The organism is Salmonella sp. 32031103-2018-00083-FB-01-SM-01 (genome assembly GCF_017571995.1).
GTDB classification, from domain to species: Bacteria; Pseudomonadota; Gammaproteobacteria; order Enterobacterales; family Enterobacteriaceae; genus Salmonella; species Salmonella enterica.
Genome location: NZ_JAGEQL010000001.1, coordinates 285,462 through 307,713, shown reverse-complemented (window position 1 = coordinate 307,713; position 22,252 = coordinate 285,462). Strand labels below are relative to the sequence as shown.

The window sequence follows — 22,252 nt, the reverse complement described above, 5'->3', positions numbered from 1 at the left end:
TTTAGCAGAAGGGTTATTCATCAAAGTCGTAGGTCATGATCACTTTAATGGCTGTCTTATCGACCATTGCGTCAAACCCTTCGCGCCACTGAGAAAGACCGATACGATGGGTGATCATCGGTTTTACTTTGATAGCGCCGCTGGCAAGCAGGCGAATCGCATTGCGCCAGGATGTGGAGTCATAGGCCATATGCCCAATGATGCTTTTGTTCCAGGAAGTAATGTCGTTGATGGAGAAATCGAGCGGCTTAAATCCCATACCGACGCGAACCACTTCACCATTTGGCCGTAGCATGTCGATGGCCTGTTTAAGCGCAATGTTGGCACCGGAGCATTCGATCACCAGACCGAGGTTGTCTTTGCCGCAAATCTCCCGGCAGCGTGCGACGACATCTTCCGTGGAGCCGTTAACAAACGCCGTCGCGCCGAGTTCTTTGGCCACAGGGAAACGGACAGGAACATCCTCATCCAGACCAACCACCACGATATTTACCGCCCCCATAATGCGGGCCATTTGGACCGAAAACAGACCTAACGGACCGGTGCCGATGACTACCACGTCCTGGCCGGGTAAAAATTTGGATTGCTGGGCGATAGATTTATAGGCGTTGCAGATAGGGTCCAGAACTGCGGCTTCCTCGTAATCCACGCCTTCCGGGATCTCCCACAGGGCATGGCGATGGATTTTCAGGATTTCTCCCGGAACCAGGCAGTATTTGGAGAATCCACCGCCCCAGGTGTTGTTATCCAGACCCAGATTCACTTTTTCTGTACAACACAGAAAATCGCCTTGTTCACAGGCAGGGCAAACGCCGCAAACGTGTCCGCTGTTGTCAGAAACCACGCGCTGGCCGACTTTCCAGTATTTCACTTTTTCGCCCACCCGCGCGATACGTCCGGCGAATTCATGACCGCGAACGGAGTTAAATTCGTCGGACCCGCTATCAACGTTATAGTGCTTCATATCCGCGCCGCAGATCGCCGCCGCTTTGATTTCGATAATCACGTCTTCCGGACCGCATACCGGCTCCGGGACATCAATCATTTTGTAGCCGCCAAAGGCCTTGCCAAATCTCGCCAGTGCTTTCATTGCATCTTCCTTTGTGTTTGGTGTGCATCAATGCTCATCATACTTATCCATAAAATCTTTAAGGTCAACGATAAATCTTTAAAACACAGATAATGATCTGTATTTGCCAACCAAGATCACAAACTCAACGAAACAAACGGCGATAAAACCAAAAAGATGGAAGCCGTATCGCGAAAGACGGCGTGAACGCCTGCGCAGGTTTCCATGGATGAAGACGCTAATCTGCTGCGGTTATTTTTTCGCCACCCAATTCTGTGGCGTGTTTCTGTGTTAAATGTCAAAAAGGATCGTTAAAGAAGCCCGCGCGGTGTTTATTAAACCGGCGCAGAAGATTGTCGACAAATATGGTCTCGATGGGATCGCTCTTGACTGGGAATATTCGGTTAACGTCGCATTTAAAAGCGCTTCGTCAGCTAATGAGCCCCAAAAGCGGGTCACCCTCGCCGTCGGCACGAATGCGGAAAATCCGAAAAGCTGGCTGGACGTGAAAGCTATAGCCCCGTAGCTCGACTTTATCAATCTGATGACTTACGACATGGCCTTATGGCACGCAGTATTTCAACGCCAATCCGTATGACTCAAACGCCTGGCCTGCTGCTGACAGTAAAGTCTGCCGGGGGAAAGCGCTGTTTGCCCTCCCTTATGAAAATCCGCGCTCGGTGGCGATCAACGCGGACCAGATTAAAAAGCGCGGGCTGGCCGGCACAATGTTCCGGGAATAGGCCGCCGATGACAATAATCAGTTAGCGACACAGCTGGCGGACTCGCTGGACATTAAGCGTTATTCGTAAAAATATGGCGGGCCTGTGCCTGACAGCAATGAGCAGGCCCGGTAAGCACAACGCACTGGCAATTAAACCACCGGATGGCGACTACCTCTTATCCGGCTCCCCGTTACTGCATTTTCAATGTCGCAATCGGCTTTGACGTAATACCGAAATCCGCTTTGAGCTGCTGCTTGCTTTTCATCACCATCTGACCGTGAGTATCGATCGTCATATGTTGCGCTTCGGTATTGTGCCGCGCCTGCCATAGCATCACCAGCTGTAGGCTGTTTTCTTTCTGTTCCGGCGTCAACGCCACGCCATCCGGCCATTTACCCAGCTCAACGGCGGTGGATAAACGTTGATACACTTCCGGCGTCATGCTGTTAATGATCTCATCAAGATTCATGATGTGTCCGCTCCTGTGGAATAATTTGCTGAATCGTTTTTTCAGCCTTTCAGTTGATCGCCGTTTTTCTCGTCAGAAAAGGCCAGCGAGGCCGAGTTAACGCAATAGCGCTCACCGGTTGGCTGCGGCCCGTCCGGGAAAACGTGTCCGAGATGCGCATCGCAGTTTCCGCAACGAATTTCGACACGCTGCATGCCATGAGAAAAATCGTCTATGTAACGAATCGCCTCTTCGCTGACAGGCTGGTAAAAGCTAGGCCAGCCGCAGCCTGAATCGTATTTGGTGTGGGAGTGAAAAAGCGGCGTATCACAGACCAGGCAGTGATAAACCCCATCGCGTTTATTATGTAGCAGGCGTCCGGTAAATGGCGGTTCTGTGCCACGATCCTGCGTCACGTAGAATTGCATTTCGGACAATTTTTTCTTGAGTTCTTCTGCTGAAGGTTGGTTAGCCATTTGCTCACATCTCACTTTAAACGTGCTCACATTGCCTGACCGATTCTAACAAAACATTAACACCTCAGTACCAACTTTTGTTCTAAACTTGATCATTGCGAAATGGCGGCTCACGAATCGTGACTGATGTCACATTATTATCTCGGTTGCCCTTTAAAATTCGGGGCGGCGCCCCCATGTGGTTTCAAGCCGAAAGGAAGAGTGAGGCGAATCAGCCGCGCAAAGGTTGTGCAGAGGATTGATTTGTCGCAATGATTGACACGATTCCGCTTGACGCTGCGTAAGGTTTTTGTAATTTTACAGGCAACCTTTTATTCACTAACAAATAGCTGGTGGAATATATGACTATCAAAGTAGGTATCAACGGTTTTGGCCGTATCGGTCGCATTGTTTTCCGTGCTGCTCAGAAACGTTCTGACATCGAGATCGTTGCAATCAACGACCTGTTAGACGCAGAGTACATGGCATACATGCTGAAATATGACTCCACTCACGGCCGTTTCGACGGTACTGTTGAAGTGAAAGACGGTCATCTGATCGTTAACGGTAAAAAAATCCGTGTTACCGCTGAACGCGATCCGGCTAACCTGAAATGGGACGAAGTTGGTGTTGACGTAGTGGCTGAAGCTACCGGTATCTTCCTGACTGACGAAACCGCGCGTAAACACATCACCGCTGGCGCGAAAAAAGTGGTTCTGACGGGTCCGTCTAAAGACAACACCCCAATGTTTGTTAAAGGCGCTAACTTTGACAAATACGAAGGCCAGGACATCGTTTCCAACGCTTCCTGCACCACCAACTGCCTGGCGCCGCTGGCTAAAGTTATCAACGACAACTTCGGCATCATCGAAGGTCTGATGACTACTGTTCACGCGACTACCGCAACCCAGAAAACCGTTGACGGCCCGTCTCACAAAGACTGGCGCGGCGGCCGCGGCGCATCTCAGAACATCATCCCGTCCTCTACTGGCGCTGCTAAAGCGGTAGGTAAAGTACTGCCGGAACTGAATGGCAAACTGACTGGTATGGCGTTCCGCGTTCCGACTCCGAACGTATCCGTTGTTGACCTGACCGTTCGTCTGGAAAAAGCGGCTACCTACGAGCAGATCAAAGCTGCTGTTAAAGCTGCTGCCGAAGGCGAAATGAAAGGCGTGCTGGGTTACACCGAAGACGACGTTGTATCTACCGATTTCAACGGCGAAGTATGCACTTCCGTGTTCGATGCTAAAGCAGGCATCGCGCTGAACGACAACTTCGTGAAACTGGTCTCCTGGTACGATAACGAAACCGGTTACTCCAACAAAGTACTGGACCTGATTGCTCACATCTCCAAATAAGTTGAGATGACACAGTCATTGGTAAGAGCGACTCAGGTCGCTCTTTTTTTTGCTTAAAGATATACCCGTCATACTTCAAGTTGCAGGTGTGTTGGCTATGCTTTCTCACCCGAATCACTGACGGAAGTCGAACTTATCGGGATGAATCAGGGATGCCCCTGACCGAAGGTTACCTACGGTTGTTCAAATTCGTTCCCGATGAATTTGTCGTTCACTTGCCGCGTTACTCGGCCTGCGGCCTCGCCTCTACGGGCCAGCGCAAGCACTGGTCAAGGCACAAGCGCCTTGTCATGCAACTCGAATTATTTAGGGTTAAGAGGATTGCGTAATGATTAATAAAATTTTTGCCCTCCCGGTTATCGAACAGCTTACCCCTGTCCTTTCCCGTCGTCAGCTTGATGACCTGGATCTGATCGTCGTTGACCATCCGCAGGTTAAAGCCTCTTTTGCATTACAGGGCGCGCACCTTCTCTCCTGGAAACCCATTGGCGAGGAAGAGGTATTGTGGCTCAGTAATAATACGCCTTTCAAAACCGGCGTGGCGCTACGCGGCGGCGTACCGATCTGCTGGCCCTGGTTTGGACCTGCGGCTCAACAGGGTCTGCCGTCACACGGCTTTGCGCGTAATCTACCGTGGGCGCTAAAAGCGCATAATGAAGATGATAATGGCGTAATGCTGACATTTGAGCTGCAAAGCAGTGAGGCCACCCGGAAATACTGGCCGCACGATTTCACGCTGCTGGCACGTTTTAAAGTGGGCAAAACCTGTGAAATTGAACTGGAAGCGCATGGCGAGTTTGCAACCACATCCGCGCTCCACAGCTATTTTAACGTTGGCGACATCGCCAACGTTAAGGTCAGCGGACTCGGCGATCGGTTTATTGATAAAGTTAACGACGCTAAAGAAGGTGTCCTGACCGACGGTATGCAAACCTTTCCGGACCGTACCGATCGCGTTTACCTCAATCCTGAAGCATGTAGCGTGATCCACGATGCGACATTAAACCGCACGATTGATGTGGTCCACCACCATCATCTTAACGTCGTAGGCTGGAACCCTGGCCCGGCGTTGTCCGTCAGCATGGGCGACATGCCGGATGACGGCTATAAAACGTTTGTCTGCGTTGAAACGGCTTATGCTACTGCGCCGCAACAAGCCACAGAAGAAAAACCCTCTCGTCTGGCGCAGACTATATGCGTCGCAAAACGCTAAAAGTGAATGGATAACGGCGTTGCTATAGGCTCTGGAAGGCGTCAGCCGCCATCAGGCATGACCTGCCGGATGGCGGCGCTTACGCATTTTATCCGGCGTCACACCATATCCAACGCGGTTTTCCCTTTTGGCGCAGGCCAGGCGTTGTCCAGTAAGGCAAGTTCGTTTGCTGACAAGGCGATCTCAAGCGCCGCCGCATTTTGCTTCACGTGTTCTGTACTTCCGGCTTTCGGGATCGCCATCACGCCCGGATGCGCAATCACCCACGTCAGTAAGATTTGCGCCGCCGTAACGTTATGCGCTTGCGCAATTTCATTCACCACCGGATGATTCAGTAAACCGCTACGTAACCGGCCAGCCTGCGCCAGCGGGCTATAGGCCATCACTGGCATTCGCTGTTGTTGACACCACGGCAATAAATCATACTCAATACCGCGTGACGCCAGATGATAGAGCACCTGATTTGTCGCGCATTGCTGTCCCCCGGGGATGCGCCACAGCGCCTGCATATCGTCATAATCAAGATTAGAGACTCCCCAACGGCGAATTTTCCCCTGCGCGATTAGCCGCTCCATACCTTCAACGGTCTCTTCGAATGAAAAGTTTCCGGCCCAGTGCAATAGATAGAGATCGAGATAATCTGTTTTCAGACGACGCAGGCTTTCCTCACAGGCGGCAACTATCTTCTGGCCGCCAGCGTTCCACGGGTACACTTTTGACACCAGAAATGCCTCATCGCGTCGCCCTGCTAACGCCTCGCCCACGACCTTTTCCGCCCCGCCGTCGGCATACATTTCCGCCGTATCAATAAGGCGTAACCCCAAATCCAGCCCCGCGCGCAGCGCCGAAACCTCGCGCTGACGTTGATCCGCGCGCTCGCCCATATACCATGTTCCCTGTCCGATGGCAGGAAGCGTCACCTGCCCGCAAAACGTTACGTTTTTCACTGATTTCATTTCCTTTTCAAGGTCACCCGACGGTAAAACAATACAGGACTCTTAGACCCTACGGTAATGTCCGGCATCATACCGCGCAAGGGGGCGGTTTTCTTGTCACTGACGAACGTCATCCGCAATCATGTCGACGATGCGGGTAATATGCGCGGCGGGTCGCTGATTCAGTAATAATTGACGCATCACATTCATATAGGGCGTCACATGTTGAAAGAACTCCAGATATCCTTTACAGAGATAATTTTGCCGTTCGCCGCCGTCCATGCAAATTCGATGTTTCGGACAACCGCCGTGACAGGCAAAGCGCCACGTACAGTTCTGGCAGCGTGAGGAAAGGTTTGCTTTAGCCGCGCCAAACTGCTGCTGAAAAGAAGAAGCCGCCATTTCTTCTAAAGAGTGTTGCTGCAGATTGCCCAGTTTATAGGCGGGAAAAACAAAATGGTCACAGCTAAACACGTCGCCATTCTGCTCCACCAGCAAACTTTGCCCGCAGGTCGACTGCATCGTACAAAGCGTGGCGGGCTCCCCCATCCAGACGCCAAGTAAGTTGTCAAAAAGCTGTACGAATATGCGTCCGACATCGTGACGTATCCATTGATCAAAAACATCGCACATAAAGGCGCCCCACCCTTCAGGCGTGACGGAAAAGGGCATCAGCGAAGGCGAATCCTCATTGTCAGATAACGTCAAAGAACGCTGCGCTTTTTGCGCGAGCGGCTCAACAATGGGAATAAATTGCAGGTGTTTACTTTCCAGTTCCTGCGTCAAAAAATGATAAATAGCGTTGCCATGACGGCATGACACATCATTCACGACAGTGAGCGTGTTGAACTCGACATCATTTGCCTGCAGAAGGCGGATAGCATTAACGACACGGGAAAAAGACGCCCGCCCTGACGGCGTTTTCCGGTAATTATCATGAACGACTTGCGGCCCATCAATCGATATACCAATCAGGAACTGGTGCTGCGCAAAGAAAGCCGCCCATTCTTCATTGATTAATACGCCATTGGTTTGCAGACTGTTGTAAATAGTTTTGCCGTTGGCATAGCGTTGCTGCAAGCGCACCACTTTTTGGTAAAAAGAAAGACCGCATAGCGTCGGCTCTCCCCCCTGCCAACAAAACGAGACCTCTGAGGATGGCGTATCATCAATTACCCGGCGGATATACGTCTCCAGCACATCGTCAGACATGACGCGCTGGCCCCGGGGTTTATCAAGATAGAAACAGTACTTGCAGGATAAGTTACACAGACTGCCGCTGGGCTTGGCTACGGTATTGAATACTATGCTCATTCGTCTTACTCGCTGTGAAGAATGGGTATAGCATAAGCGGGACGTGACAGGGCGATATCAGCCAGCATTGCAACAATTATTACGCTAATTGTTAGCGCAGTTGTAATCACCTGGATTTTTCATATAAAAGGCTAGTTTTTTAAATTGATGTAACAAAGTATAAATCACATAAGGCTGCGCCATACCCGGTCAACAGCGCATTTATGCAAGCCGCCATGTTCGCGTTTCAGACAGCACAAAGCCTGCATAACGCAGGCTTTGTCATGGTTTTTCTGGCAAATTCAATCAATCAGAATCTATAGGTCACGCCAGTAGAAAGGATACCGGTCCAGGATTTATCCACCATCGGGCTATCGGTAATTTCATCCGACAGACGGGTGTAGCGCGCAGTACCATATACGCTCCAGTTACCGGCGAAATTATAGTTAGCGCTCAGTTCAAGATACGGGTTCCAGCTATCGTTCGGGTTATAGCCGCGCAGGCCGCTACGCGAAGATTCTTTACGTGATACGCCGTAATAGTAATCGTTCTGGTTCTCGCTATTCCATTCAACCCCGATACCTGGCGTTAAGGTCAGCCCGCCATTGGTATACCGATAAAGCCAGGCCAGATCCCAGACAATACCGTTACTGTTATCCAACGTATCCCCTGCCAGTGAGGTACGCAGGAATCCATACTGGGTGTGATGCGCGTAAGAAACGCCCGCCATCATAGTACTTTTACGCCTGTCCAGACGACGCAACTGATGGTCATCGCTGTCGCCCGGTTTGAAGTACATCGGGGACCAGTATGCCATGATTGACAACTTATCGGCATTGTCATTCCACAAGTAGTACCCGCCGCCCAGACCACGGAACCAGAAGTTTTCGCTTTCATAAGCGATGACCGGTATCGGATAAACATCGCTATCGTAATCTTTATAAGGGTGTTCAACCACACCAACGCCTGCGCCCAACGTCAGGTTGCTTTCAGCGTGCGCGACGCTGGCGGATGTTGCAATAAACACGCCAAGAGCCAGAAGTTTAAGTTTGGTCACAATCCATAATTCCTTATTCAAATGTTCTGCGGCAAAAGTGTAACCGCCAATACCTGTAAGCCCAACTATTTTACACAATGTAACCGTTTAATATCACCATCACCGATTATTTTCAGATGATCGGCTGATGATCGTTATGTGACCGGGAACGCTTTTTCTGATATCCACCAGCCTTTTCTACCTGATGAGTTATTGATATGTCATCGAAATCCACTGACGCGTACAGGCAAGTTTTGCAAATGCCATCTACGCTTAATGTTAAGAAGGTGTATCACCGGACACGTTGATCTTCTGGCCAATAAAATGGCATGAGAGTTGCTTTTTTTCCTTAGCAGAGACGGCGTTCAGTCTACCTCTTCCGGGAGCCTCTACTATTCATATGAACGGCTCTTAACATGTGCGAAAAAACGAAAGGATGGCATATCATGAATATATTCGATCACTATCGCCAGCGTTACGAAGCTGCCAAGGACGAAGAGTTCACACTGCAGGATTTTCTTACCATTTGTCGGCAAGATCGCAGTGCTTATGCCAACGCGGCAGAGCGGCTATTAATGGCTATCGGCGAGCCTAATATGGTCGACACTGCCCAGGAACCCCGACTTTCCCGACTCTTCTCCAACCGGGTTATTGCTCGCTATCCTGCGTTTGAAGAGTTTTACGGCATGGAAGACGCGATTGAACAGATTGTCTCTTATCTGAAACATGCGGCGCAAGGGCTGGAAGAGAAGAAACAAATTCTCTATTTGCTGGGACCTGTGGGGGGTGGCAAATCATCGCTCGCTGAACGGCTGAAATCGCTAATGCAGCGCGTGCCAATTTATGTTTTAAGCGCCAACGGCGAGCGTAGTCCAGTCAACGATCATCCGTTATGCCTGTTTAATCCGCAGGAAGACGCGCAGATTCTGGAAAAAGAGTACGGTATTCCGCGCCGCTATCTCGGTACGATTATGTCCCCGTGGGCGGCCAAACGCCTGCATGAGTTTGGCGGCGATATTACTAAATTCCGCGTGGTGAAAGTCTGGCCCTCCATTCTGGAGCAGATTGCCATCGCCAAAACGGAACCCGGCGATGAAAACAACCAGGATATTTCGGCGCTGGTCGGCAAGGTGGATATTCGTAAACTCGAACATCACGCCCAGAACGATCCGGATGCGTATGGTTACTCTGGCGCGCTGTGCCGCGCTAACCAGGGGATCATGGAGTTCGTCGAGATGTTTAAAGCGCCTATTAAGGTGCTGCACCCCTTGCTGACCGCAACTCAGGAAGGTAACTACAATGGTACGGAAGGTATTTCTGCTCTGCCCTTTAATGGCATCATACTTGCCCACTCAAACGAATCTGAATGGGTGACTTTCCGTAACAATAAAAATAACGAAGCGTTCCTTGACCGTGTCTATATTGTGAAGGTGCCTTATTGCCTGCGAATCTCCGAAGAGATCAAAATCTACGAGAAACTACTTAATCATAGCGAGCTGGCTCATGCGCCCTGCGCGCCGGGCACGTTGGAAACGCTTTCGCGTTTCTCGATTCTTTCCCGCCTGAAAGAGCCGGAAAATTCCAGTATTTACTCGAAAATGCGCGTTTATGACGGTGAAAGCCTGAAAGATACCGACCCCAAAGCTAAATCGTACCAGGAGTATCGCGACTATGCGGGTGTGGATGAAGGGATGAACGGTCTCTCCACCCGATTCGCCTTTAAGATCCTCTCCCGCGTATTCAACTTCGACCATGCGGAAGTGGCGGCAAACCCGGTACATCTGTTCTACGTTCTGGAACAACAAATCGAGCGTGAGCAGTTCCCGCAGGAGCAGGCTGAACGTTATCTGGAGTTCCTGAAAGGCTATCTGATCCCGAAATACGCCGAATTTATCGGCAAGGAGATCCAGACGGCCTATCTCGAATCTTATTCTGAGTACGGGCAGAACATTTTTGATCGTTACGTGACTTATGCGGATTTCTGGATTCAGGATCAGGAGTATCGCGACCCGGATACCGGTCAACTGTTCGATCGCGAGTCGCTGAACGCCGAACTGGAAAAAATTGAAAAGCCAGCGGGTATCAGTAACCCGAAAGATTTCCGTAATGAGATAGTAAACTTTGTCCTGCGCGCCAGAGCCAACAATAGCGGCCGTAATCCAAACTGGACCAGTTACGAGAAGCTGCGCACGGTGATTGAGAAAAAAATGTTCTCTAATACTGAAGAGCTGTTGCCGGTCATTTCTTTTAACGCCAAAACGTCGACTGACGAGCAGAAAAAGCATGACGACTTTGTCGATCGGATGATGGAGAAAGGGTATACCCGTAAGCAGGTTCGTTTGCTGTGCGAGTGGTACCTGCGCGTGCGTAAATCGTCGTGATATTAATGCCCGGTGGCGCTTGCGCTTACCGGGCCTACAAAGTAATGTTCTGTAGACTGGCTAAGCGTTAGCGCTATCCGGCACTGACAGAACAGGCGCTCAGTTGGCAGTACGGGGGGCATATGACCTGGTTCATAGACCGACGTCTTAACGGCAAAAATAAAAGCACGGTGAATCGCCAGCGCTTTTTGCGTCGTTATAAAGCACAAATTAAGCAGTCGATTTCCGAAGCGATTAATAAACGCTCAGTGACCGATGTCGACAGCGGAGAGTCCGTCTCTATTCCAACCGATGATATTAGCGAACCGATGTTTCATCAGGGGCGCGGCGGTCTGCGCCATCGCGTCCATCCGGGTAACGATCACTTTATCCAGAATGATCGCATTGAGCGTCCGCAAGGCGGTGGCGGCGGTTCCGGCAGCGGTCAAGGTCAGGCCAGCCAGGACGGCGAAGGCCAGGATGAGTTTGTTTTTCAGATTTCAAAAGATGAGTATCTGGATCTGCTCTTTGAAGATTTAGCGCTGCCTAATCTGAAAAAAAACCAGCATCGCCAGCTTAACGAGTATAAAACTCACCGCGCCGGTTTCACCTCAAACGGCGTGCCGGCCAATATCAGCGTGGTACGTTCGCTACAAAACTCTCTGGCGCGCCGTACAGCAATGACGGCAGGAAAACGCCGCGAACTGCACGCGCTGGAAACGGAACTGGAGACCATCAGCAAAAGCGAACCAGCGCAACTGCTTGAAGAGGAGCGGTTACGTCGGGAGATTGCCGAACTACGGGCTAAAATCGAGCGAGTGCCGTTTATCGACACTTTTGATTTACGCTATAAAAATTATGAAAAACGGCCTGAGCCCTCCAGCCAGGCGGTGATGTTCTGTCTGATGGACGTCTCGGGTTCGATGGACCAGGCAACCAAAGATATGGCCAAGCGTTTTTACATTCTGCTTTATCTGTTTTTGAGCCGAACGTATAAGAACGTAGAAGTGGTTTATATCCGCCACCATACCCAGGCGAAGGAAGTGGATGAACATGAGTTCTTTTATTCGCAAGAGACCGGGGGGACGATTGTCTCCAGCGCGCTTAAACTCATGGACGAAGTAGTTAAAGAGCGCTACGACCCCGGTCAGTGGAACATCTATGCGGCGCAAGCGTCAGACGGTGATAACTGGGCCGACGATTCACCGCTGTGTCATGAGATTCTGGCGAAAAAGCTGCTGCCGGTAGTGCGCTATTACAGCTATATCGAGATTACCCGCCGCGCCCACCAGACCTTATGGCGCGAGTATGAACATCTGCAGGCGACGTTCGATAACTTCGCCATGCAGCATATTCGCGATCAGGAGGATATTTATCCGGTATTCCGCGAATTGTTTCAGAAACAGAGCGCCCATCAAAGTGCATAACCCTAAATCAGCCCGTAATGCGTCACGGGCTGATTTATCACTAACAAGGCAATTATACATACTACCACTACAATAGCCGTAAACCTGTATATCTCCTGACTGGATTAACCTTACATGCGCCGACTTATCACTGAAATACTATGGATTTATTAATGCCAGCAATACTCACCAAAAGGTGGCGGTAATTGCAGAGAATCAGGTTTTTGCAGCTTACAAAAAAGCCATGGACCCGAAAAATCAAAATCCCACGGACTATCACTACCCGACGCTGCCATAGCAGACGACGTGAACCCCGCAGCCAGCAATGCAAAAAGAAAAATTGTTGCCATTTCTTTAAATCGTTTCATAGTGCCTCCGAACGGAAGTACATTATTATCCTTACCACTTCACACTCCTTTCGCGTAATAATAAAGGCTATTCTATTTTCGTTAGTGTTAAATCGATGCCGTTAATTAACAATTTACTTTTTGCGACAATAATCACACCTGAAAATATAAACACAGCGTATTAATTGGTTTATTAAATCGAGAATGATTTTTATTTCATAACATCAACACGTTTTATTTTTAAACAGTCTATTAGAGGAATTCTCATCGCTATGGTAAACTAACGCATCCGACTTTCAGGGCTGTAGTTCATCATGAATTTGCATCATAAAGCGCTCAGGCACTTTATCTCGGCAAGCGTCATCGTTTTGACATCGTCCTTCCTGATTTACGAACTTATTGCCAGCGACAGGGCAATGAATGCCTATATGCGTTATATCATGGAGAGAGCCGATTCGTCGTTTTTGTACGATAAGTACCAGAATCAGAGCATCGCCGCACATTTGATGCGAACTTTTGAAGCGCCGGGAGACCCCGTCACCGCAGAAAAACGCCGCGCGTTTTGCGACGCCTTTGAGGCTATTAACGGTACGCACGGTGTCAACCTGACCCGGCATAATTATCCGGCGCTACATGGTACCCTGCAAACCGCCGCTACACAGTGTACCGATAATCTTGATGACGCCCTTTTACTGCCTGCATTTGATCAGGCGGTAAGCATCAACCGTTCGCAGGACGACCACAGTCACGGGCTGGGCACACTGGAGCTTAAATTCCGTTATTACGTTGATTTAAATAAACATTATGTCTATTTCTATGATTTAATCAACTCACGGCGCTTCGCCATGCATCGTTGGACTTTTTTACAAAAAGGCACAATGGGTATTAACAGAAAAGATATAGATAAACTTTTTACCGGCCGTACGGTTATTTCAAGTATTTACATGGATGATATTACCCAGGAAAACGTCATGAGCTTTTTAACGCCAGTCTATCTGGCGGGAACGTTAAAAGGTATCGTGATGGTGGATGTTAACCAGGATAATTTAAAAAATATTTTTTATACCCAGGACCGTCCGCTGGTTTGGCGTTATCTTAACGTAACACTAAAGGATATGGACTCCGGAAAAGAAATTATTATTAATCAAAGCAAAAATAATCTGTTTCAATATGTGAATTATAGCCATGATATCCCTGGTGGACTGCGCGTTTCGTTGTCCCTTGATTTAACCTATTTCCTTGTCTCGTCCTGGAAAGCGCTGGCCTTTTACTTACTGGCAACGGCGATCCTGCTTAATATGGTACGGATGCACTTTCGGCTTTATCGCAACGTCACACGCGAAAATATTAGCGATGCCATGACCGGGCTTTACAACCGTAAAATATTAACACCGGAGCTGGAACAGCGACTGCAACGCCTGGTCAATACCGGGACGCCGGTGACATTTGTCGCTATTGATTGCGATAGGTTAAAACTGATCAACGATACCCAGGGGCACCAGGAAGGCGACCGAATTATTACCCTGTTGGCGAAAGCGATTAAAACATCGATTCGTAAAAGCGATTACGCCATCCGCCTCGGCGGCGATGAGTTCTGTATTATTCTTGTTGATTACGCGGCGGATTTGGCTATCCATCTGCCGGAGCGTATTATTCGTAACCTGCAAATTATCGCACCGGATAAGACAGTCCATTTTTCCGCCGGGATTTATAATATGCAGCCCAATGATACGATTAATGATGCCTACCAGGCTTCCGATGCGCAGCTCTATCTGAACAAACAACAAAAACAACATCGTTCATCATAGTGCTTCGCAGTAAATGTTCATATTGCACCAGGAGTAAGAAATGGCCGAAATGATTGAAGTCGCGAAGGGTGTCGCTACACACCAACGTTTAGTGGCTTTATTAACGCAGGAGAACGCGCGCTATCGTGTGGTTAGCCATGAAGCGGTAGGGAAATGCGAAGCGGTATCTGAAATACGCGGTACTGCGCTGGGCCAGGGCGCAAAAGCGTTGGTCTGTAAAGTCAAAGGCAACGGCGTCAACCAGCACGTTCTTGCTATTCTGGCGGCCGATCAGCAAGCCGACCTCTCTCAGCTTGCTTCACATCTGGGCGGCTTACGCGCTTCCCTTGCCAGCCCGGCGGAAGTCGATATGCTGACCGGCTGCGTTTTTGGCGCGATCCCGCCTTTCAGTTTTCACCCCAATCTGAAACTGGTCGCCGATCCGCTCCTGTTTGAGCGTTTCGATGAAATTGCTTTTAATGCCGGCCTGCTGGAAAAATCAGTCATTATGAATACACAGGACTATCTGCGCATCGCCCGACCAGAACTGGCAGTCTTCCGCCGCTTACAGTCATCGCCAACGGCTTAGAGCCTATCCCCTTCAAGGAGCAATACAGACACAACGATAATGATAATAATGGCGAAAAACGACGCCGTTATCATCAGCGCTTCAAGAAATGGTGGATCGTACATAATTGTATCCTCAGGAAGACAACAATGACGGTTCACCTGTTAGCAATACGCGGCGTTGATGGCAATTTAATGACAACGCCGTTTTTCATGTAAAGATTGTCTTTCAGGCAGTTGCCTGAAATCCGCATCAATCGTTAAAAAGGCCTGTGCGCTTTCCCGTTTGGGCGTAAAGTAGTCAGGCTTACTTTTTGGCAAGGAAACCATAATGTTTGATGTCACTCTGCTGATCCTGCTCGGACTGGCAGCTCTGGGATTTATCAGCCACAACACCACTGTCGCCGTCTCAATTCTGGTGCTGATTATTGTCCGCGTAACCCCGTTGAATACCTTTTTTCCCTGGATTGAAAAACAGGGACTCACCGTCGGGATTATCATTCTGACCATCGGCGTGATGGCCCCCATCGCCAGCGGAACCCTACCGCCCTCCACATTGATCCACTCTTTTGTGAACTGGAAATCGCTGGTCGCGATTGCCGTCGGCGTTTTCGTCTCCTGGCTGGGCGGTCGCGGCATTACGCTGATGGGAAACCAACCGCAGCTCGTCGCCGGGCTGCTGGTCGGTACGGTACTTGGCGTCGCGCTGTTTCGCGGCGTGCCGGTCGGCCCACTGATTGCGGCGGGGCTGGTCTCTTTAATTGTGGGGAAGCAGTAACTCGCCCGTCAGATACTGGCCTGGGGTCTGCCCCAGGCCTTTTTTAAACATCGTAATGAATGCCGTGGTGGAATCATAACCCAGCATTTGCGCCGTCTGCTGTACATTACGTCCCGCGATTAGCGCTTGTAGCGCCAGAATTAATTGCAACTGATGACGCCAGCGACGAAAGCTTAGCCCCGTCTCTTTGACGACCAGCCGGGCAAGGTTACGCTCGCTCATCGCGAATACGCTGGCCCACTGCCCTAACGTATTCCATCGCGCGGGCTCCTGCGCCATTGTCTCAACCATTTGGCGAATTTTCGGATGCCCCGATACCGGTAATTGCAATTGTTCCTGCGGCTGCTGCGGCAGTTCATCAAACAACACCTGAATAAGGCGCTGCGTTGGCATTTGCGCTCTTTCGGGATCGGTTCTGCGCGCCAGCGACAAAATCAACTCCCGGCATAACGGCGAAATTTTCAGCGTACAGCAACGCTCCGGCATGACGACCGCCGCAGGTTCAATAAATAAAAAGCACAGCTCCGCCCCTGCGGTCACATGATTACTGTGCGGCAGCGAGCCGGGGAGCCAGACGGCATACTGGGGCGGAACCATCCACATCGCATTTTCCACCTCGCAGGTAATCGCGCCGTGCAGAGCGAGAATCAACTGTCCCTTGCGATGCTGATGGCGAGGGCTAAACAGTTCATCATCCCTGGCGCGAATACAAAAGGCCACAGCGGCATCGTGGTGAAGGTCGGGATCGTAACCGTCCAGTCTCAGGCCAATCATTATATTGTCCGATTTTAGCGATAAATTGTCATTTTAGCTTGATTCATCCAAACAGTAAAAGCTGTTAAGGTATCGCCTCGCCTGACGAGATGAGAAAACGATGACGACAGCCCTTTCACCACGCGGCAAACAGGGCGCTTTACTGATTGCCGGTATTTTGATGATAGCCACTACGCTGCGCGTAACATTTACCGGCGCTGCGCCGTTGCTGGAGACAATCCGTTCGGATTACGGTCTTTCCACCGCCCAGACGGGCCTGCTAACAACCTTGCCGCTTCTGGCGTTTGCACTGGTTTCACCACTGGCGGCCGGTATTGCCCGCCGGTTCGGGATGGAACGCAGTCTGTTTGCCGCAATGCTGCTGATTTGCGCAGGTATTGCCCTCCGCTCCCTGCCCTCCGCTACATTATTGTTTGCCGGAACTGCCATTATTGGGTGCGGGATCGCGCTGGGTAATGTGCTGCTACCAGGATTGATTAAGCGCGATTTTTCACAACATGTCGCCAGGCTGACGGGCGCGTATTCATTGACGATGGGCGCCGCCGCCGCGTTGGGGTCCGCGCTGGTGGTTCCGCTGGCGTTGCACGGTTTTGGCTGGCGCGGCGCGCTGTTAATGCTAATGCTGTTTCCGCTGTTGGCGCTTCTTATCTGGTTGCCGCAGTGGCGCACTACCCGCTCAGCTAACCTGAGTAGCTCCCGGGCATTACATGAACGCGGTATCTGGCGTTCGCCTTTAGCCTGGCAAGTTACGTTGTTTCTGGGGCTTAACTCACTGATTTATTATGTGATTATCGGCTGGTTACCGACAATACTCATCAGCCACGGTTATAGCGAAGCACAGGCAGGATCGCTACATGGCCTGCTGCAACTGGCGACCGCGGCGCCTGGGTTAGCCATTCCGCTTATTTTGCATCGCTTTAACGATCAACGCTGGATTGCCGCGCTGGTCTCACTATTGTGCGCGGTGGGCGCGGCGGGACTTTGGTTTGTGCCGGGCCAGGCGGTCATCTGGACGCTACTGTTCGGCTTCGGTTCAGGCGCGACGATGATCCTCGGCCTGACGTTTATTGGCCTGCGCGCCAGTTCGGCGCATCAGGCAGCGGCGCTTTCCGGCATGGCGCAGTCGGTCGGGTATTTACTGGCGGCATGTGGGCCGCCCGTCATGGGAAAACTTCATGATGCCAGCGGTAGCTGGTATCTGCCGCTATCAGGCGTGACGGTTCTGGCTATCATCATGGCGATTTTCGGCCTCTACGCCGGACGCGATCGAGAGATAGCGTCATAAATAAACCTGATACCCACATCTGAATGCCTGATGACGCTTCGTTTATCAGGCCTGATCCATTAAAATCATTACCGCTATCCGACAAAAGTACCGTAAGCGACACCATCACAGGAGGGAAAAATGCGAATCCAGTGTAAGCGCGTCTATTTCCCGGCGGAAAAAGACGATGGTTATCGGGTATTGGTTGACAGGCTATGGCCGCGCGGCATTAAAAAAGCAGCGCTGGTCTATGATGAATGGAATAAGGCCATTACGCCCTCCACCGAATTGCGCAAAGCCTTTCATAGCGAACTGATTGATTTTAACCACTTCGCGCAGCAATACCGGGCAGAACTTGCGCAACAGCATCAAGCAGGCAAACGGCTGGCGGATATTGCCCGACACCAACCGCTAACGTTGCTATACGCCGCTAAAGATACTCGCCAGAACCATGCCATTGTGCTGGCGGAGTGGCTACGAGAGCTGTGATTGTCGTGCCGCTGCCTGGCCTGGTTGTCTGTCCGGGGACAACGGCATCAAATGTTCTGCCCGCACCCAGGCAAAACCGTGCTGACCATCGGCGGAGGCTACATCGCCCGTAACCAGCCACAGCGCCCGAGGCGCTTCTTTCGGCAGTAAGGTGACGTGTCCATTTACCGGGTTAATGAATTCATCCCCAGGTTGGCACAGGCAAAATAGCTCAACCGACTTACCAATATTCCGCCGTCCGGCGGGTGTTTTAGCGCCAATAACTATTGCCAACGCGCCCGGCTTTAACTGAAACATATTTTCTTGCGCCGCATGAAACTCATTATCAGATTGTTCTTAATCATATCCCGTCGGACCGCAGGTTGTCACTTTTTCGTATCAGGGTGCTCTCTGCGCCATAATGTCCACTCATCAATGATTTCGCCATTGGGCAATTTGCAATCGGAACGCACGCCTTGTGGGGTCTGCACCGGCATCAGCGTACCGCCCTGTTGCTCACAGTAGACGGCTGCCGGATTAGGCATCCCAATGCGCGGCGGCCTGGGGGCGTTGGGTTGCGACGATGAACAAGCGCTCAGCAGCAATACGCCTGGCAACGCAATCCACGTAAATTTCATAACGACTCCTTAAAGCGATATTTTGTCCAGGATAACCTGGCGGGTACGCTATTTCCATACTTTCTGTCAGCGCTTTAGCGGGTGTTTATCCCGGGTTAAGTCAGTAATAGCCACGCCCTGTCACAAAGTAACCGACCTTTTGTCGCTGAGAAAACCCTGCTATTCTGGCGCCCCCTGAACAGTGAAGGTAATAGCATGAGAGTGGGTATCCTCTTCCCTGTCGTCATTTTCATTACGGCAATATTATTTTTGGCATGGTTTTTTATTGGCGGTTACGCCGCGCCGGGAGCATAACCATGAGGAAAACAACGCTGGTGTTGATGGGCATCGCGCTAGTTGCGGTGGCGGGTACCAAACTGGGCTGGTGGTAAATTCATTTTGAATAATAAAGGCTACCTGTCGTAGCCTTTATTATCTCTGAAAGTTCTGCGTTTAGCTTTTGATTTTTCTGTAGATTAACAGCACGACAATCGCGCCGATCACCGCGACTGCAAAGCTGCCGAAGTTGAAACCATCCACTTTGCCAAAGCCAAAGAACGTACTGATCCATCCTCCGACTACCGCACCAACGATCCCCAGAATGATCGTCATAAAGAATCCGCCGCCATCTTTACCTGGCATGATCCACTTAGCCAAAATACCCGCAATAAGTCCAAAAATAATCCATGAAAGAATGCCCATTTTTTCCTCACTTATGTCTTAACGTTAGCGGTTTATTTGCCGTTAAAAAGAATAGCACATCGTCAGGAAAGTGAAGTTTGTGATATCCATCACCTTTTAGCGTCGTGGATAAAAGCGCATAAATATCAGGGTTGCAATCATTAATGATAACGATTATCTTTATCAACACCGAGTGGTTGAGTTTATAACCCACCTGTTCGGTACGACATTGCTCACATTGCTTCCAGTATTATTTGCCCGCCTCACCGAGTGCGGGCTTTTTTTGCTAACCGCTATCTATCCCATGTCGAATTCATGGTCTTTTTCAGCCGCGCTATTTTGCGTGATACGGGGTCATCTCCAGCGCCGTACATTCATCCTGCTTGTCCTGCTGCATAAACCCCATGGTCACCATAAACAAACCGATCATAAATGGCACTTCATAAAGCTCTTCAATCAAATCTGTGTAACGCGCGTTATGCAGGAATATCGGCGACAACCACCGATGATGCTCGACAGTGTCGGAAATCAGATATGAACATGCCGTCACGGCAAACAGCCACAATGGCAGAGAAACGTCCCGCAGACGACGAACAATCTCCTTACGTAGCCCGGCAGAAAACAGGACTGGCAAGACTAACGCAGCAATTAATAGCACTGAAATCATTCTGAACAATATACGCGGCTCGTCAGGGAAATAGTCACGCCCCCAACTGGTGCTTCTACCCAGCAGTACCAGCCACCAGACAACAGCCCATAGCCAAAACTGCTTTGCCCCTTCGGGACGGGAAAATGGCCGTATATACCAGGCGGTAAATAGCGCCCCAAACAGTAACCATAACGCTTGTCCGTTTTCAATCCATCGGACCACCACGCCGTTAAGCAAAGGCAATTGCCAGTCCGCCGTAAACGGGATGACCACAGCGGCAAGCGCAAGAGTAAGTGCTGACGAAGTTAATCGGGTATCGAGTTTCATGATCATAAGACTCTTCTGGTTTTTAATACCCAATCATAAGTTTTATGAATACGCTCTCATTAGCAAACAATGCGCTATTCTTAATGTTTTCTTAATGTTTCTTTTCAACCCATGTCTGATGTAAATAAACAGCGCTTTTCAATACGCAAAAACCGCATCACGCTGGCGACGCGTGATGCGGTTTCTCATTTAAAAAATCACTTCATATCAAATAGATACTACAAGATCCTTACCAACCGCAAACGTCGTGTTCGTTTTCGGTATCGTAGGAACGCACGGTATTGACCAAATCCTTCACAACTTCTGCTGCAACTTCAGGTACCAGCAACGTCATCGGTGCTTCCGTTTCATAGTCCACAGAGACGCCGTTGCTATTATTCGTGACCGTGACGGTATAAGTAGCTTTTCCCATTATTATTCTCTCCCGGCATGAATGACTTTTCGTGAGGTCGCCCCTTCCATCAGTACTTCCGGCGCGACAAAAAAGTCGATGTTAAAATAGGTATCATCCGTCATGACCTCAATATTGTGCCACTTTTCCGGAGGAAACACGCCAAACTCGCCGGCATTGATCACCATGATTTCTTCCGGCTCAGAGCAATGTTCATCAGCGTATCCGAGATATTTGACCGCCCCCTGCATCACCGAGAGGCGAGGATAAACGCCGGGTCGCGTTCCCTTATCAAGGTGGCGTTCGAAAATTCCGGCAGGCGCCGTCTCTTTGTTCCAGAATGGCGTGGAACGTGTATGGATATGATTTTGTGGAATTTGCCGCATTTGCTTCCCTCTTCCCGCAGGTTACTCAGCGATAGTCTCATCGCTGTCGTAAAAAGGTTACGCTCCAAAAACAGCATTTTAAATACCATTTATTGGTTACTATTTTGCTGTTTTCCACGCAATAAAACCGAAAGGAGTGCAATGACCCGCCGTTGTCGACGGGTCCAGGGGGTTAAGACTGGAGCGTTGCCAGCCGGGCGGCAAACCCGACGAAAAGAAGGCCAATCAACGAATTGCCCACTTTTGCCAGTTTCTTTTTGGTACCAATATAGTGGGTTACAAAAGCGCCAGAAAGAATTAAAAAGCTCAGATAGCAAAAACTGACGATTTCAAGGGTGGTAGCCAAAATAAAAAATGACACCCCAGTATGCGGCGCAGTAACGTCAATAAATTGCACAAAAAAGGAAACATAAAAAAGTATGGCTTTAGGATTCGTCAGGCTAAGAATTAAAGCACGCTTAAAAATAGCGCCAAAAGGAACTACCGTTTCCGTCGCCGCACGCCCCTTTGAGGTCAGCGTGGCGTAAAGGATTTTTGCGCCAAGGTAGAGCAGATAAAACGCGCCGAGATAGCGAACAATATTAAACAGAACCGGCGTTGTTTTGATCAGCGTCGCCACGCCCGCATACGCCAGAAACATTAATATCGCATCGCCGATAAACACGCCGCATGCGGCAAGATATCCTCCTTTAACCCCGCGTCCCACGCTGTTTTTAAGCACAAAAAGCGTATTCGGCCCCGGCACCAGAACGATAAAAATCGCCCCAACCAGGTACGTCCAATAATTCAGAACACCATACTCCGCGAACACATTAACCTCTTCCTGAAAACATTTACGCTTAGCTGCGAAACAGTATGCTAACGAATGCACCGGAAGATGGGAAGCGAAACCACGTCTCTCCAGCCGCTATTCCGCCA

The 22,252-nt window shown here is 50.1% G+C and carries 26 protein-coding genes and 1 pseudogene; 11 read left to right on the top strand and 16 right to left on the bottom strand.

The genetic code is table 11. The features are described from left to right. Positions 1 to 13 precede the first annotated feature (13 nt). Positions 14 to 1,090 carry a zinc-binding dehydrogenase gene (locus tag J4614_RS01500; protein ID WP_208293031.1) on the bottom strand — a complete coding sequence of 359 codons (1,077 nt, stop codon included), beginning with the start codon at positions 1,088 to 1,090 and terminating at the stop codon, positions 14 to 16. A 295-nt stretch (positions 1,091 to 1,385) separates the two neighbouring features. Here J4614_RS01500 and J4614_RS21970 point away from each other — a divergent pair. Continuing rightward, positions 1,386 to 1,809: pseudogene (locus J4614_RS21970) on the top strand (glycosyl hydrolase family 18 protein); the annotation flags it as partial. A 175-nt stretch (positions 1,810 to 1,984) separates the two neighbouring features. On the opposite strand, the gene J4614_RS01490 reads toward J4614_RS21970, so the two are convergent. After that, positions 1,985 to 2,263: a YeaC family protein gene (locus tag J4614_RS01490; protein ID WP_001046864.1), complete on the bottom strand. Its 279-nt coding sequence runs from the start codon at positions 2,261 to 2,263 to the stop codon at positions 1,985 to 1,987. Between the two features lie 41 nt (positions 2,264 to 2,304). After that, positions 2,305 to 2,718: a peptide-methionine (R)-S-oxide reductase MsrB gene (gene msrB, locus J4614_RS01485; RefSeq protein WP_001519539.1), complete on the bottom strand. Its 414-nt coding sequence runs from the start codon at positions 2,716 to 2,718 to the stop codon at positions 2,305 to 2,307. A gap of 341 nt (positions 2,719 to 3,059) precedes the next feature. On the opposite strand from msrB, the gene gapA reads away from it, so the two are divergent. After that, positions 3,060 to 4,055, top strand: a complete 996-nt coding sequence (gene gapA, locus J4614_RS01480) for a glyceraldehyde-3-phosphate dehydrogenase (RefSeq protein WP_000153505.1) — start codon at positions 3,060 to 3,062, stop codon at positions 4,053 to 4,055. 328 nt (positions 4,056 to 4,383) lie between these two features. Further along, complete coding sequence (locus J4614_RS01475; protein WP_000608654.1) at positions 4,384 to 5,268, top strand: D-hexose-6-phosphate mutarotase; 885 nt, start codon at positions 4,384 to 4,386, stop codon at positions 5,266 to 5,268. Positions 5,269 to 5,366: 98 nt separating this feature from the next. Here J4614_RS01475 and J4614_RS01470 read toward each other — a convergent pair whose 3' ends face one another. From J4614_RS01470 to J4614_RS01460, 3 genes are all read right to left on the bottom strand, one after another. Then, positions 5,367 to 6,224 (bottom strand): aldo/keto reductase, encoded by an 858-nt coding sequence (locus tag J4614_RS01470; protein ID WP_000843746.1) that lies wholly within the window; start codon positions 6,222 to 6,224, stop codon positions 5,367 to 5,369. 96 nt (positions 6,225 to 6,320) lie between these two features. Next, positions 6,321 to 7,517 carry an anaerobic sulfatase maturase gene (locus J4614_RS01465; RefSeq protein WP_000029248.1) on the bottom strand — a complete coding sequence of 399 codons (1,197 nt, stop codon included), beginning with the start codon at positions 7,515 to 7,517 and terminating at the stop codon, positions 6,321 to 6,323. A 289-nt stretch (positions 7,518 to 7,806) separates the two neighbouring features. Then, positions 7,807 to 8,553 carry a MipA/OmpV family protein gene (locus J4614_RS01460; RefSeq protein WP_000163762.1) on the bottom strand — a complete coding sequence of 249 codons (747 nt, stop codon included), beginning with the start codon at positions 8,551 to 8,553 and terminating at the stop codon, positions 7,807 to 7,809. Between the two features lie 425 nt (positions 8,554 to 8,978). On the opposite strand from J4614_RS01460, the gene yeaG reads away from it, so the two are divergent. Both yeaG and J4614_RS01450 read left to right on the top strand, forming a co-directional pair. Continuing rightward, entirely contained in the window at positions 8,979 to 10,913 is a 1,935-nt protein-coding gene (gene yeaG, locus J4614_RS01455) for a protein kinase YeaG (protein ID WP_001518010.1), read from the top strand. 122 nt (positions 10,914 to 11,035) lie between these two features. Then, positions 11,036 to 12,319, top strand: a complete 1,284-nt coding sequence (locus J4614_RS01450; RefSeq protein WP_080188592.1) for a YeaH/YhbH family protein — start codon at positions 11,036 to 11,038, stop codon at positions 12,317 to 12,319. 149 nt (positions 12,320 to 12,468) lie between these two features. Here the strand turns inward: J4614_RS01450 and J4614_RS01445 are convergent, their stop codons facing one another. Then, positions 12,469 to 12,666 (bottom strand): hypothetical protein, encoded by a 198-nt coding sequence (locus J4614_RS01445; protein ID WP_001805136.1) that lies wholly within the window; start codon positions 12,664 to 12,666, stop codon positions 12,469 to 12,471. Between the two features lie 293 nt (positions 12,667 to 12,959). Here J4614_RS01445 and dgcJ point away from each other — a divergent pair, with 293 nt between their 5' ends. Continuing rightward, complete coding sequence (gene dgcJ / locus J4614_RS01440; RefSeq protein WP_023892116.1) at positions 12,960 to 14,453, top strand: diguanylate cyclase DgcJ; 1,494 nt, start codon at positions 12,960 to 12,962, stop codon at positions 14,451 to 14,453. A gap of 49 nt (positions 14,454 to 14,502) precedes the next feature. Next, positions 14,503 to 15,021 carry a YbaK/prolyl-tRNA synthetase associated domain-containing protein gene (locus J4614_RS01435; RefSeq protein WP_162264639.1) on the top strand — a complete coding sequence of 173 codons (519 nt, stop codon included), beginning with the start codon at positions 14,503 to 14,505 and terminating at the stop codon, positions 15,019 to 15,021. Here the strand turns inward: J4614_RS01435 and yoaI are convergent. After that, on the bottom strand, positions 15,018 to 15,125 hold the full coding sequence (gene yoaI / locus J4614_RS01430) for a small membrane protein YoaI (RefSeq protein ID WP_000272242.1): 108 nt from the start codon (positions 15,123 to 15,125) through the stop codon (positions 15,018 to 15,020). The genes J4614_RS01435 and yoaI overlap by 4 nt on opposite strands. A 205-nt stretch (positions 15,126 to 15,330) precedes the next feature. Here yoaI and J4614_RS01425 point away from each other — a divergent pair, with 205 nt between their 5' ends. Continuing rightward, the gene (locus J4614_RS01425) at positions 15,331 to 15,777 is read left to right on the top strand and encodes a DUF441 domain-containing protein (RefSeq protein WP_000460698.1); all 447 of its coding nucleotides are present in this window, start codon (positions 15,331 to 15,333) and stop codon (positions 15,775 to 15,777) included. Here J4614_RS01425 and J4614_RS01420 read toward each other — a convergent pair. Beyond that, entirely contained in the window at positions 15,757 to 16,551 is a 795-nt protein-coding gene (locus J4614_RS01420) for a helix-turn-helix transcriptional regulator (RefSeq protein WP_000579793.1), read from the bottom strand. The two genes, J4614_RS01425 and J4614_RS01420, sit on opposite strands and share 21 nt — an antisense overlap. A 100-nt stretch (positions 16,552 to 16,651) precedes the next feature. On the opposite strand from J4614_RS01420, the gene J4614_RS01415 reads away from it, so the two are divergent. Both J4614_RS01415 and J4614_RS01410 read left to right on the top strand, forming a co-directional pair. After that, entirely contained in the window at positions 16,652 to 17,836 is a 1,185-nt protein-coding gene (locus J4614_RS01415) for a CynX/NimT family MFS transporter (RefSeq protein WP_023136866.1), read from the top strand. A gap of 120 nt (positions 17,837 to 17,956) precedes the next feature. Then, on the top strand, positions 17,957 to 18,304 hold the full coding sequence (locus tag J4614_RS01410) for a DUF488 domain-containing protein (protein WP_023136867.1): 348 nt from the start codon (positions 17,957 to 17,959) through the stop codon (positions 18,302 to 18,304). Here the strand turns inward: J4614_RS01410 and J4614_RS01405 are convergent. Both J4614_RS01405 and J4614_RS01400 read right to left on the bottom strand, forming a co-directional pair. Beyond that, complete coding sequence (locus tag J4614_RS01405) at positions 18,290 to 18,601, bottom strand: hypothetical protein (RefSeq protein WP_000487129.1); 312 nt, start codon at positions 18,599 to 18,601, stop codon at positions 18,290 to 18,292. The genes J4614_RS01410 and J4614_RS01405 overlap by 15 nt on opposite strands. Positions 18,602 to 18,669: 68 nt before the next feature. Beyond that, positions 18,670 to 18,921 (bottom strand): DUF333 domain-containing protein, encoded by a 252-nt coding sequence (locus J4614_RS01400; RefSeq protein WP_000673492.1) that lies wholly within the window; start codon positions 18,919 to 18,921, stop codon positions 18,670 to 18,672. 195 nt (positions 18,922 to 19,116) lie between these two features. Between J4614_RS01400 and J4614_RS01395 the strand changes: the two genes are divergently transcribed. Then, positions 19,117 to 19,215 carry a YoaK family small membrane protein gene (locus tag J4614_RS01395; RefSeq protein WP_001589065.1) on the top strand — a complete coding sequence of 33 codons (99 nt, stop codon included), beginning with the start codon at positions 19,117 to 19,119 and terminating at the stop codon, positions 19,213 to 19,215. A 138-nt stretch (positions 19,216 to 19,353) separates the two neighbouring features. Here J4614_RS01395 and J4614_RS01390 read toward each other — a convergent pair whose 3' ends face one another. The 5 genes from J4614_RS01390 to leuE all read right to left on the bottom strand — a co-directional run bounded on the left by J4614_RS01390 (position 19,354) and on the right by leuE (position 22,145). Next, a complete protein-coding gene (locus J4614_RS01390; RefSeq protein WP_000512149.1) occupies positions 19,354 to 19,602 on the bottom strand; it encodes a GlsB/YeaQ/YmgE family stress response membrane protein in 249 nt (82 codons plus the stop codon). Between the two features lie 313 nt (positions 19,603 to 19,915). After that, positions 19,916 to 20,557 carry a hypothetical protein gene (locus J4614_RS01385; RefSeq protein WP_000762774.1) on the bottom strand — a complete coding sequence of 214 codons (642 nt, stop codon included), beginning with the start codon at positions 20,555 to 20,557 and terminating at the stop codon, positions 19,916 to 19,918. A gap of 229 nt (positions 20,558 to 20,786) precedes the next feature. After that, positions 20,787 to 20,969: a DUF1869 domain-containing protein gene (locus tag J4614_RS01380; RefSeq protein WP_000513733.1), complete on the bottom strand. Its 183-nt coding sequence runs from the start codon at positions 20,967 to 20,969 to the stop codon at positions 20,787 to 20,789. Positions 20,970 to 20,971: 2 nt separating this feature from the next. After that, on the bottom strand, positions 20,972 to 21,334 hold the full coding sequence (yeaR, locus tag J4614_RS01375; RefSeq protein ID WP_001248993.1) for a DUF1971 domain-containing protein YeaR: 363 nt from the start codon (positions 21,332 to 21,334) through the stop codon (positions 20,972 to 20,974). A gap of 172 nt (positions 21,335 to 21,506) precedes the next feature. Further along, on the bottom strand, positions 21,507 to 22,145 hold the full coding sequence (leuE, locus tag J4614_RS01370) for a leucine efflux protein LeuE (RefSeq protein WP_000457190.1): 639 nt from the start codon (positions 22,143 to 22,145) through the stop codon (positions 21,507 to 21,509). Positions 22,146 to 22,252 lie beyond the last annotated feature (107 nt).